Origin of the sequence: Nocardioides sp. NPDC057772, assembly GCF_042798075.1 — a bacterium.
Classification (GTDB): Bacteria; Actinomycetota; Actinomycetes; order Propionibacteriales; family Nocardioidaceae; genus Nocardioides.
The window spans coordinates 1-10,848 of the sequence record NZ_JBHVKN010000175.1; the positions used below are offsets into that span (position 1 = coordinate 1).

The 10,848-nt window shown below is 67.7% G+C and carries 11 protein-coding genes and 1 tRNA gene; 9 read left to right on the forward strand and 3 right to left on the reverse strand.

Features of this window, described 5'->3' with window-relative positions; all coding sequences use genetic code 11:
• Window positions 1-37: 37 nt before the first annotated feature.
• Together ACFVJS_RS21900 and ACFVJS_RS21905 are read right to left on the reverse strand one after the other, a co-directional pair.
• Window positions 38-1,804 carry an ABC transporter ATP-binding protein gene (locus tag ACFVJS_RS21900; RefSeq protein WP_378884854.1) on the reverse strand — a complete coding sequence of 589 codons (1,767 nt, stop codon included), beginning with the start codon at window positions 1,802-1,804 and terminating at the stop codon, window positions 38-40.
• Between the two features lie 9 nt (window positions 1,805-1,813).
• Window positions 1,814-2,512 carry a TetR/AcrR family transcriptional regulator gene (locus ACFVJS_RS21905; protein WP_378884857.1) on the reverse strand — a complete coding sequence of 233 codons (699 nt, stop codon included), beginning with the start codon at window positions 2,510-2,512 and terminating at the stop codon, window positions 1,814-1,816.
• 148 nt (window positions 2,513-2,660) lie between these two features.
• Here ACFVJS_RS21905 and ACFVJS_RS21910 point away from each other — a divergent pair, with 148 nt between their 5' ends.
• From ACFVJS_RS21910 to ACFVJS_RS21925, 4 genes are all read left to right on the forward strand, one after another.
• Window positions 2,661-3,530: a helix-turn-helix domain-containing protein gene (locus ACFVJS_RS21910; protein WP_378884860.1), complete on the forward strand. Its 870-nt coding sequence runs from the start codon at window positions 2,661-2,663 to the stop codon at window positions 3,528-3,530.
• Between the two features lie 31 nt (window positions 3,531-3,561).
• Window positions 3,562-3,637: transfer RNA gene (locus ACFVJS_RS21915), tRNA-Lys, on the forward strand.
• Between the two features lie 356 nt (window positions 3,638-3,993).
• Complete coding sequence (locus ACFVJS_RS21920; RefSeq protein ID WP_008360626.1) at window positions 3,994-4,197, forward strand: cold-shock protein; 204 nt, start codon at window positions 3,994-3,996, stop codon at window positions 4,195-4,197.
• Between the two features lie 240 nt (window positions 4,198-4,437).
• The gene (locus ACFVJS_RS21925; RefSeq protein ID WP_165111317.1) at window positions 4,438-4,584 is read left to right on the forward strand and encodes a hypothetical protein; all 147 of its coding nucleotides are present in this window, start codon (window positions 4,438-4,440) and stop codon (window positions 4,582-4,584) included.
• Between the two features lie 4 nt (window positions 4,585-4,588).
• On the opposite strand, the gene ACFVJS_RS21930 is transcribed toward ACFVJS_RS21925, so the two are convergent.
• Complete coding sequence (locus ACFVJS_RS21930) at window positions 4,589-5,722, reverse strand: hypothetical protein (RefSeq protein WP_378884862.1); 1,134 nt, start codon at window positions 5,720-5,722, stop codon at window positions 4,589-4,591.
• A 50-nt stretch (window positions 5,723-5,772) separates the two neighbouring features.
• Here ACFVJS_RS21930 and ACFVJS_RS21935 point away from each other — a divergent pair, with 50 nt between their 5' ends.
• From ACFVJS_RS21935 to pstB, 5 genes are all read left to right on the forward strand, one after another.
• On the forward strand, window positions 5,773-6,639 hold the full coding sequence (locus ACFVJS_RS21935) for an NUDIX domain-containing protein (protein ID WP_378884865.1): 867 nt from the start codon (window positions 5,773-5,775) through the stop codon (window positions 6,637-6,639).
• Between the two features lie 177 nt (window positions 6,640-6,816).
• On the forward strand, window positions 6,817-7,914 hold the full coding sequence (gene pstS / locus ACFVJS_RS21940; RefSeq protein WP_378884868.1) for a phosphate ABC transporter substrate-binding protein PstS: 1,098 nt from the start codon (window positions 6,817-6,819) through the stop codon (window positions 7,912-7,914).
• A 100-nt stretch (window positions 7,915-8,014) separates the two neighbouring features.
• A complete protein-coding gene (gene pstC, locus ACFVJS_RS21945; protein WP_378884870.1) occupies window positions 8,015-8,971 on the forward strand; it encodes a phosphate ABC transporter permease subunit PstC in 957 nt (318 codons plus the stop codon).
• Window positions 8,968-10,023: a phosphate ABC transporter permease PstA gene (pstA, locus tag ACFVJS_RS21950; RefSeq protein ID WP_378884873.1), complete on the forward strand. Its 1,056-nt coding sequence runs from the start codon at window positions 8,968-8,970 to the stop codon at window positions 10,021-10,023. Before pstC ends, pstA begins: the two co-directional genes overlap by 4 nt.
• 9 nt (window positions 10,024-10,032) lie before the next feature.
• A complete protein-coding gene (gene pstB, locus ACFVJS_RS21955; protein WP_165111313.1) occupies window positions 10,033-10,806 on the forward strand; it encodes a phosphate ABC transporter ATP-binding protein PstB in 774 nt (257 codons plus the stop codon).
• Window positions 10,807-10,848 lie beyond the last annotated feature (42 nt).

A 10,848-nucleotide genomic window follows, 5' to 3' on the forward strand; every position in this document is an offset into this window, starting at 1 on the left:
GACCAGCTCTGAGCTGGTCGGGCCCGCTTTCTTGTCCTCAGCCCGCCTGGGTCGCGTTGAGAGCGGCGTAACGGCCGGCACGAGCCAGCAGGTCGTCGTGGGACCCCTGCTCGACGATGCGGCCATGCTCCAGCACCACGATCCGGTCGGCCTGCCGGATCGTGGACAGCCGGTGGGCGACGACGAGCGTCGTCCGGCCGCGCATGAGCCGACCGAGGGCCTCCTTGACCAGAGCCTCCGACTCCGGGTCGAGCGCGCTGGTGGCCTCATCGAGCAGCAGGATGCGTGGGTTGCGTACGAGGGCCCGGGCGATGGCGATCCGTTGCCGCTGTCCTCCTGACAGCCTGGCCCCGCGCTCGCCGACGACAGTGTCCCAGCCGTCGGGCAGAGCCTCGACGAAGTCGAGTGCGTTGGCGTCGCGCAGAGCGGCGCGCACGACGTCATCGGGTGCGTCGGGGTTCCCGTAGGTGACGTTGTCGCGGATGGTGCCCTCGAAGAGCACCGACTCCTGCGGGACCACCGAGACGTGCCGACGTACCGTACGGAAGTCGAGCTCCTGGGCGTCGACCCCGTCGATCAGCAGCCGACCGGAGGTCGGTCGGACGAACCCGAGCACCAGGTTGAGCAGCGTCGACTTCCCGGACCCGGAGGAGCCGACGAAAGCCACGGTCTGGCCAGCCGGGATGGTGAGGTCCAGGTCGTGGAGGGCATCGTCCTCGGCGCCGGGGTAGCGGTGGCGCACATGGTCGAGGATCAGGTCGCCGCGCAAGGCGTCCACGCGCAGGCGGCCCTCGTTGTCCTCGAGGTCGGGCTCCTCCAGCACCTCCGCGACCGACCGCACCGACTCCACGCCGCGGGCGGCGACCGGGATGAGCATGAGCAGCTGGGTCAGCCCCTGGGTCAGGAGCGCGAAGTAGCTCGACAGCAGCACCACCTCCCCTGCCGTGATCGGCAGGAACCCGGTCAGTGAGACGACCGCGGCCAGGGCGAGGCAGGCGACGCCGAGCAACTGCATCGAGACCCAGGAGAGCGAGGCGACCCGGCCGTTGAGCATGTCGAGGTGCAGTCCGGCGCGGCGTACGTCGTCGGCTCCTGCCGCCAGTTTGGTGACCGCGGTCTGTTCGAGGCCGTGGGCGCGGGTGATCGGGATGAGGGTGGCCATCTCGCCGACCCGCGCCGAGAAGCCCTCGACCTCGCGGCGGAAGTGTTCGTTGCGGTCACGGGAACCGCGGGACGACGCCCAGCGCATGCCGAGCGCGAGCGGGATCGCCAGCAGGTAGACGGGTAGGAACTCGGGGACCTTGACGGCCGTCATCGTCACCGCGCCGACGAGCACCATCGCCGAGGAGAGCAGGGGGTGGGTGACCTGCTGGAGCATGACCTCGATGTTCTCGACGTCGCGAACGACCTTGGACTGCACCACCGACGAGCTGGCTCGGGAGTGGTAGCCGATCGAGAGGCTCTGCAGCCGTGCGGCGAGCGCATTGCGAAGCAGCGCGCCGGTGTCGCGCACGACGGTCATGAACTGGCGGGTGTAGATGAGGTGGTGGGGGAAGTTCTGCAGCAGCAAGATGGTGCCGAGCGCGAACCAGAGCAGCACGTCGCGCACGTTGCCACCCGTCGCCACGATGTCGATCACGGCAGCGGTGATCACGGGCAGGAACCACAGCGGGATCTCCTTGACCGTGAAGGCCGCGATCGCCAACGCCATCCGACCTGGCCGCCGGGCAAGGATGCGCAGAATCGAGCGGGCGGGATGAGTGCTGTCGATGCGGACGGCAACGGAAAGCGCTTTCTCTGGCATGGCTCGATGCTAATGGTGCCCAGGGTTCTTCGGCAGGTCGTCGAGGAGAGTCGCCGCTGATGCCGCCGCCGAGGCGATGCGACTCTCGGGTATCCCGCAGGCGCGGAGGCAGGTCGAGGCGATGGCGGCGGCGGTCGCGTCGTGGATCGGCACGCCGCTGCCGCGGAGGCTGGTGGTGACCTCGACCAGGTGCATCAGCATGTCGCCGAGGTGGCCCGGCTCAGCCGCTGTGGCGACGCCGGGCGCTGCGGTCCGGGCGATCCGTCCGTAGGCGTCAGCGAGCTCGGCGCGAATCCCGCGAAAGGCGTCGAACGCCTCGCTGCTGGTCACATCGGGATGGGTGGCCAGCAGGCCGATGTTGTCCGGAGCCTCGGCGAGCGTGCGGACATCGACGAGCGCCAGCGCGTAGAGCGCGGTCTCGGGGCTCTCGGGCGCGGCGAGCTGCTCGATCCGCTCGACCTGGTCGACCGTGGGCCGGACGGAGCGCTCCAGGAGCTCGGCGAGGATCTCGTCCTTGCTGGTGAAGTGGTAGTAGAGCGAGGCCTGCCTGATGCCGACCGCGTCGGCGATCTCGCGTGTCGAGGTGCCCGCGAAGCCCTTGGTGACGAAGAGCTGGGCGGCGGCATGGAGGATCTGCTCGCGTGGCGGGGACGTGGTGGTCGGGGGAACGAGACGTGGTCGCCCGGGTCGGGTTCGTCGGATGCTCATCGCAGCACTGCCTTTCCTGTCGGCGTCGAGCCCGAAGAACAGTTGAGCATAATATTTCGATCCTGCCAACCATGATGTGCATCTGGACGTACGCTATGCCCATCAGGCACGATGGTGCCGTGACGAACCCGCCGAAGGAGGATGCGCCGTGCCTCGCCCCAGCCGTCGAGCCCGGGAAGCGCTGACCGATGCGCTCCGCGATACCCGCCGCGCCGCCGGCCTGACCGGTGCCGGGCTGGCGGAGACCCTGGGATCCAGCTGGTCGCAGCCGAAGGTGTCGAAGATCGAGTCGGGCCGACAGGCCGTCTCCGAGGCCGAGGTCCGCGCCTGGGCCGCAGCCGTCGGTGCCGACAGGGAGATGCTGCTCGCGCTGCGTGCACGGGCGGAGCAGGAGGATGCGGCGTTCCGCGACGCCCGTCCCGCCGGTGGTGGTGCGGAGCAGCGCCAAGAGGCCTACGCCGTGACCGAGGTGGCCGCGACCGTCCTGACCAGCTTCCAGCCCCACAGTGTTCCCGAGCTGTTGCAGACCCCCGACTACGCGCGCGCCCTTCTCGCCCTGGAGGGTGGTTCGCGGGGCGACGACGTGGAGCAAGCCGACGTCTCCACCATCGTCGCCGCGAGGCTACGACGCTCGGCGATCCTCTACGAGGGTGGCCGGTCGATCACCATCCTCGTCGGCGAGGCCGCCCTTCACCATCTGGTGGGCTCTCCGGACATCATGCGCGCCCAGATCGACCAGATCGCCAGGCTGGCGACCACGACCCAGGCGACCATCGGGATCGTTCCCTTCGACAGCTTCCCCGTCCTGGTCCAGCACGGCTGGGACCAGCGCGACCGGATCGTCACCCTCGAGACCAGCGCCGGCGATCTCGAGATCGCCGATCCGGTCGAGGTCGCCCGCTACGAGCGCTGGACGCAGCTCCTGCTCGAGCATGCGCTGACGGGTGCGGCCGCCGCCGAGCGATGCGCCAAGATCATCAGTGAGCGACGGAGGCCGTCGCGGGACGTCCGCGAATAGGACACGACGTCTGCTCCGGTAGACTCCCGGCGGGCCGTTAGCTCAGTTGGTAGAGCAGTGGACTTTTAATCCATGGGTCGTCGGTTCGAGACCGACACGGCCTACCACGGCAGACCCTCGCCCGGTCCTCGGGCGGGGGTCTTGTGCTGTCCGGAACGCTTCGCTACGCGGCCCGAAGAGCGCCGGTTTCACGGCTCTGTTGCACAACCTTCACCGCTTCGCGCGTAAAACGATCGGCGAAGGGGGGTTCGCACCGGCTCGCGAGTTGCTAGTGTCACTCCCGCAACAGGAGCAAGTTCCAGAAGGTCTGACGCCTGCGGAGTTTGTGATCCAACGGCGTTTCTGCTCTGTGCTCGCCCGGGCCTCGGTTCGGGAACACAGGTCGGAGCGACGTGTCACCCGCCCCTGATGCGGGGCTACCGAACCTGGTGGCCTCTCGCCCCGACTAAGGAGTAACGAGCAGATGGCTCAGGGCACCGTTAAGTGGTTCAACGCCGAGAAGGGTTTTGGCTTCATTGCGCAGGAGGACGGCGGCGACGACGTCTTCGTGCACTACTCGGCGATCCAGACGCAGGGCTACAAGACCCTGGACGAGAACCAGAAGGTCGAGTTCGACGTCACGCAGGGCCCGAAGGGTCCGCAGGCGGAGAACGTTCGTCCTCTCTGATCAGCAAGACGATCTCGGGTTCGGCGTGAGCCGACACTGATCATCTGCAACGAGGCCCCAGCCTTTTGGCTGGGGCCTCGTGGTCTGATCTCGTGGTTTGATTGGAGCCCCTTCGGGCTTCTGTGTCACGCTTGATGTGACAACTTTTGGTGGTTCTTGGTGGATCAGCGCGCAGATCCACCAAGACTGGGCGATGATGTGAAGACGAGCTTTTCAAGGTGGCGTGAGGAGGCGGCGAGCGTGGCTGACCAGTTCGATGTGACGCTGGAAGATCCCGAGCTGCTCCTCGAGGTCGAGCTCACCACCAACCTCATCGTCGCCGCGAGCGAGTCCGAGGATCACCTCTCCCAGGAGGAGATCGACCGCATCCTGGGAATCATCCCGTAAGTCCTCAGCAGGTCGCGAAGAGCAGCGGCCCGTTCGCCAGGTCGGACAGCACGGCTGTACCGTCCTTCGGCTGCAGCTGCATGGTGACGACCTCGTCCTCGGCCGCGACCTTCCCGAGCGCGAACCGCTCGTCCAACGTGCCGCCCTGACCCGGTGCCGGGCCGACGGCGAGCTTGGCGCGGGTGTCGGCGTTCGTACGCGCCTGGTCGTCGTCCTCGAACGACATCGCGACCCGCACGTCGCCGTTGCGCTCGGCCGCCATCGCGAAGCCCGTGATCGGGTTGATGTCGCCGGCGGCGTCGATGAGCCCGTCCGCCTGGTCCTGGTCTGCGGCCGATGCGCCGGCCAGCCCGATCTCGGTGCAGGTGAAGTCGCCGTCGTAGATGAATGCCGAGAGCGGGTCGCCGAGCCGGTCGGCCACGGCCGTCATCGGCTCGTGCAGGTCGCCGTCGCCGAGGTTCTCGACCTGGTCGCTCAGGTAGCGACTGCCGTCCGAGGCCAGGATGAGGTCGTGTTCGGGCAGGAAGGCGATGTAGGTGACCTGCGGGGTGATCGTGGAGTCGATGCCGGAGTCGGTGAAGGTGGAGAACGGGACCAGGGTGCCGTCCCAGACGCCGCCGTCGGCGGGATCGTCCTCCGGAGCGGCGAAACCCATCGAGGTGAGCTGGTCGACCAGGTGGTCGGCGTCCATGTCCTCGAGGTGTCCGATCATCAGCGCGCCCTCGGTCGACTGGGTGTAGAGCTCCCAGTCGAGTGTTGCCGGTGACCAGCCGAAGTGCTGCTGCAGCAGGCCCGAGGCGTCGGGGAGCACCGAGGTCGAGGTGAGGTCCTTCGTGTAGGCCTCGTCGATCAGCTCGTGGACCTCCGCCGGGGTGGAGTCGGCATCGAGGTCGGCGCCCACGCTCTCGCGGATGGCGGCCCAGTCGGTGAACGAGACCCGCGTCGCCTCGGCGGGAGCCAGCCGCAGCGCCTCGTCCAGGTCGCTCCCGCGGGTCGCCCACGCCCGGGCCAGGAAGATGACGAGCGCGACGACGACAACGCCCACCGCGATGGTCAACAGGGGGTGGGCGCGTACGACTCGGGACGAACGACCGGCCCACATCCGGGGTCGGTCGAGAAGCTGGGGGGTGCGGAGCATCCCGACGAACCTTAGACGAACCGCTGGCCCGTACGACATACCCTGTGCCCATGCCCGAGATCCCGGCCGCCGGCGTAGTGGTTTTTCGCGAGCACCATGACCTGCCCGAGGTGGTGTTGGTCCACAGACCCAAGTACGACGACTGGTCCTTCCCCAAGGGGAAGGTCGATCCCGGCGAGTCCGTCCCGGTGACCGCGATCCGCGAGGTGCGTGAGGAGACCGGCCTACGGGTCGCCCTCGGTCGCCCGCTCCGGCAGCAGCGCTACCCGGTCGAGGCAGGGCAGAAGGTGGTCCACTACTGGGTGGGCCGCATCGCGTCCGGGGCCGACGACGACGTGGACAGCTACCAGATCAACGACGAGATCGACGATGTCGAGTGGATGTCGGTGGAGAAGGCGCGCGAGCGGCTCACCTATCCCCACGACCGGGACACGCTGCAGCAGGCCGACGACGTACGTCACCCCACCACGCCCCTCGTGATCCTCCGCCACGCCTCGGCCGTCGGCCGAACGGCCTGGTTCCGGGACGACCAGGAGCGGCCGCTCGACGACACCGGACGCGCCCAGGCCGTCACCCTGGCCGGCGTGCTGATGGCCTACGACATCCGCCGGGTGATCACCTCGACGAGTGCTCGCTGTACGCAGTCGGTCGCTCCCTACGCCGGGTTCGCGGGCATCCCGTCTGAGCAGATGAGACTGCTGAGCGAGGAGGGCGCGGACGGAGGTAGCGTGTCGGCCCTGTCCGCGGACCTTCTGCGTGACCTGGCCGTTCCGACGGTGATCTGCACGCACCGACCGGTGCTGCCGTGGATCTTCGAGGGGCTGGGTGTGCGCGACCCGAAACTGGCGAAGGGCGAGCTCGTGGTCCTGCATGTGCAAGAAGGTGAAGTGCGAGCTGTTGAGGCATTTCAGGCCTGACAGAAGCTTGAGGCCTGCCTGTTCATCTTCTGTGCCCGGAACTGACACTGATTTGCCACCGACTTTGTGTTCCTCGTTAAGCCTGCGTTCACCTTCACCGAGTTTCCCGTCCACCTCCGGTCCCTACGGTCATCGCGACAACTCCGAATCGACTGCTTCATCAATCAGGAGACTTGCGTGAACACCACCTCGCTGCGCCGGGCACTCGTCCCGGGCATCACCGCTGCGGCCCTTGCTCTCGCTATCAGCGCCTGTGGCGCCGGCAACGAGCCCACGGGCGGCGGCAGCGAAGAAGGCTCCCTCTCGGGCACCATCAAGGGTGGCGGCGCTACCTCGCAGGAGAAGGGCCAGGCGGCTTGGGTCGCCGGTATCCAGGACGCGAACCCGGACCTCAGTGTCGTCTACGAGCCGGTCGGTTCCGGCTCCGGCCGTGAGGGCTTCATCTCCGGCGGTTACCTCTTCGCGGGCACCGACTCCGCGCTCAACGACGACGAGGGCGAGCTGACCGGCGCGAAGGAGAAGTGCGGCGGCGACCCGATCCAGGTCCCGGCGTACGTCTCGCCGATCGCCGTCGTCTTCAACGTCGAGGGTGTGGACGAGCTCAACCTCGACGCCAAGACGCTGACCGGCATCTTCTCCGGCAAGATCACCAAGTGGAACGACCCGGCCATCGCCGCGACCAACCCGGACGCCAAGCTGCCGGACACCGCGATCACCCCGGTCCACCGTGCCGACGACTCCGGCACCCAGGAGAACTTCACCGAATACCTGGCCGCCGCCGGTGGCTGGGCCGAGGAGCCCTCGGGTGAGTGGCCCGCCTCCATCAAGGGCGGCGAGGGCGGCGACGGCACCTCCGGTGTCGTGACCGCCATGCAGGGTTCCGGTTACATCGGCTTCGTGGACGCTTCCGCCGCGGCCGAGAACGACCTCAGCACCGCCAAGGTCAAGGTCGGCGAGGAGTTCGTCGAGCCGTCCGCCGACGCCGCCGCGAAGATCCTGGGCGCCTCGAAGCCGGCTGGTCTGAACGACAACGACATGGCCGTCGAGCTCGCTCGCGACACCACCGAGGCCGGCGTCTACCCGGTCGTGCTGGTCTCCTACCTGCTGGCCTGCCCGACCTACGAGAACGCCGAGGACGCGGCTAACGTGAAGGGTTACCTGGAGTACGTCCTCTCCGAGGAGGGCCAGGAGGTCTCCGCCGAGGAGGCCGGGACCGCGCCGCTCGACCGCGAGACCGCCGACAAGGCGCTCGAGCTCGTCGGCGCGATCAAGTAAGTGCCGACTAGTCTGACGTGATCGCCGTTCGGGCGGTGGCTACGGCCGCCGCCCGTACGGCTGTCTTGAGAACCGAAACAAGAAAGTCGAGGAATGCCTTGTGACTGTCGCCGCTGACCCCGGCGCCGACCCTGGCGTTGACCCGAAGTCGGAGCTGTCCGGCCGTGGCTCGGTGGGTGATGTCGTCTTCCGAGGCCTTGCCGTGGCCGCCGCCTCCCTGATCCTGGTGGCGCTGGCAGCCGTCTTCATCTTCCTGGGCATCGAGGGCATCCCGGGCTTCAACGTGGACGCGCAGCACTACACCGGCCAGGGCTCGTTCCCGGGCCTCGTGGTGCGGCTGCTGTTCGCCACCATGTACGCGGCCGTCCTGGCCCTGATCATCGCGGTGCCGTTCTCCGTGGCGATCGCCCTGTTCATCAGCCACTACGCGCCGCGCCGGATCGCGGTCCCCGTGGCGTACGTCATCGACCTGTTGGCAGCGGTGCCGTCGGTCGTCTTCGGCCTGTGGGGCGCGGTCGCGCTCGGCCCCTACCTGGTGCCGGCCCACGCCTGGCTCGCCGACAACCTCGCCTGGCTGCCGTTCTTCGACGGCCAGCCCTCCGGCAACGGTCGTACGCTGTTCACCGCCTCGATCGTGCTGGCCGTGATGATCCTGCCGATCATCACCTCGATCTGCCGCGAGGTCTTCGCGCAGACGCCGCGACTGCACGAGGAGGCGGCGCTGGCGCTCGGCGCCACCCGCTGGGAGATGATCCGCTACGCGGTCTTCCCCTACGCCCGCTCGGGCATGGTGTCCGCGGTGATGCTCGGCCTCGGCCGGGCGCTCGGTGAGACCATGGCGATCGCGATGATCGCCTCGCCGAAGGTCCTCATCTCGCTGTTCATCATCGGCACCACCAACCCGCAGACCATCGCGGCGTACATCGCCCAGGGCTACAAGGAGAGCACGCCCGACCGGCTGTCGGTGCTGATCGCGACCGGCCTCGTGCTGTTCGCCTTCACCTTCCTGGTCAACGCGCTCGCCCGCTGGATCGTCGCCCGAGGGAGGGCCAAGTGAGCAACACCGAGCTCTCGAACGAAGAGACCAAGCTGTCCCACGCCACGCTCCCTCGCGGCGCCCAGTGGCTGGTCGGCATCGCCGCGATCGCTCTCGGCGGCCTGGCGCTGGTGCTCGGCCTGAGCATCGTCGGCGCCGTCGTCATCGGCGTGCTCGCGTTCCTCATCGGCTACCCGCTGTGGGCCCTGCTGGTGGAGAACAAGCGCTCGGCGACCGACAAGCTGGTCACCGGGCTCGTGTGGACGGCCTTCGGGGTCGCGGTCATCCCGCTGATCTGGCTGGTCTACATGGTCTTCGCCCGTGGCGCCGCCACCATCAACCCGGAGTTCCTGACCTACTCGATGCGCTCGGTCACGGGCGACGAGCAGGGTGGTCTCTACCACGCGCTGATGGGCACCCTGATCGTCACCGGCATCGCCGCGCTGATCTCGATCCCGATCGGCATCATGACCGCGATCTACCTGATCGAGTACGGCAAGGGCAACCGCCTCGCCAAGGCGATCACGTTCTTGGTCGACGTCATGACCGGCATCCCGTCGATCGTCGCGGGTCTGTTCGCGTTCGCGCTCTTCACCCTGCTCGTCGGGCCCGGCACGCGCTTCGGCTTCGGCGGTGGTGTCGCGCTCTCGCTGCTGATGATCCCGACCGTCGTCCGCTCGACCGAGGAGATGCTCAAGCTGGTCCCCGATGATCTGCGGGAGGCTGCCTACGCCCTCGGTGTGCCGAAGTGGCGCACCATCACCAAGATGGTGCTCCCGACCGCGATCGGCGGCATCGTCACCGGTGTCGTGCTCGCCATCTCGCGCGTGATCGGCGAGACCGCTCCGCTGCTGGTCGCCTCGGGGTTCAACCCCAACATGAACACCAGCGCTTTCGACGACAGCCCGATGATGACCGTGCCAGTCTTCATCTACACCCAGCTGTCCGAGGCCACGCAGAAGGGCGTCGATTACGCCTGGGGTGGAGCACTGGTGCTCTTCATCCTCGTCATGGTCCTCAACCTCATCGCCCGTATCGTCGGCACGATCTTCGCCCCCAAGACCGGGCGCTAGGAGTAACACATGTCCATTCAAGTCAAGGACGCCAGCATCTTCTACGGCGACTTCAAGGCCGTCGAGGACGTCTCCATGTCCATCAAGCCGAAGTCGGTGACGGCCTTCATCGGTCCGTCCGGCTGCGGCAAGTCGACCTTCCTGCGCACCCTCAACCGGATGCACGAGGTCATCCCCGGCGCGTACGTCGAGGGCAAGATCCAGATTGCCGGCCAGGACATCTACGGTCCGAACGTCGACCCGGTGGCCGTGCGCCGCAAGGTCGGCATGGTGTTCCAGCGGCCCAACCCGTTCCCGACGATGTCGATCTACGACAACGTGCTCGCCGGCAACAAGCTCAACTCCAAGCGGATCAAGAAGCCCGAGGCCGACGCGATCGTGGAGAAGGCGCTTCGCGGCGCCAACCTGTGGAACGAGGTCAAGGACCGTCTCGGCAAGCCCGGCATGGGCCTCTCAGGTGGTCAGCAGCAGCGGCTCTGCATCGCCCGCGCGATCGCGGTCCAGCCCGAGGTGCTGCTCATGGACGAGCCGTGCTCGGCCCTCGACCCGATCTCGACCGCCGCGATCGAGGACCTCATCCACGAGCTGAAGTCCGACTACACGATCGTGATCGTCACCCACAACATGCAGCAGGCCGCCCGTGTCTCCGACGACACCGGCTTCTTCAACCTGAAGGCCGCCGGCCAGCCGGGCCACCTGGTGGAGTTCAACCCCACCAAGCAGATGTTCACCAACCCGGACAACCCCGACACCGAGGCGTACATCTCGGGTCGGTTCGGGTAAACCGGATCACAACGCCGAGTCGGCGCATCCGACCCCTCTCGC

Bases quoted from the DNA above. Each gene is read 5' to 3' on its own strand.
- ACFVJS_RS21900 (WP_378884854.1), bottom strand. From the start codon at position 1,804: ATGCCAGAGAAAGCGCTTTCCGTTGCCGTCCGCATCGACAGCACTCAT.
- ACFVJS_RS21905 (WP_378884857.1), bottom strand. From the start codon at position 2,512: ATGAGCATCCGACGAACCCGACCCGGGCGACCACGTCTCGTTCCCCCG.
- ACFVJS_RS21920 (WP_008360626.1), top strand. From the start codon at position 3,994: ATGGCTCAGGGCACCGTTAAGTGGTTCAACGCCGAGAAGGGTTTTGGC.
- ACFVJS_RS21930 (WP_378884862.1), bottom strand. From the start codon at position 5,722: ATGCTCCGCACCCCCCAGCTTCTCGACCGACCCCGGATGTGGGCCGGT.
- ACFVJS_RS21935 (WP_378884865.1), top strand. From the start codon at position 5,773: ATGCCCGAGATCCCGGCCGCCGGCGTAGTGGTTTTTCGCGAGCACCAT.
- pstB (WP_165111313.1), top strand. From the start codon at position 10,033: ATGTCCATTCAAGTCAAGGACGCCAGCATCTTCTACGGCGACTTCAAG.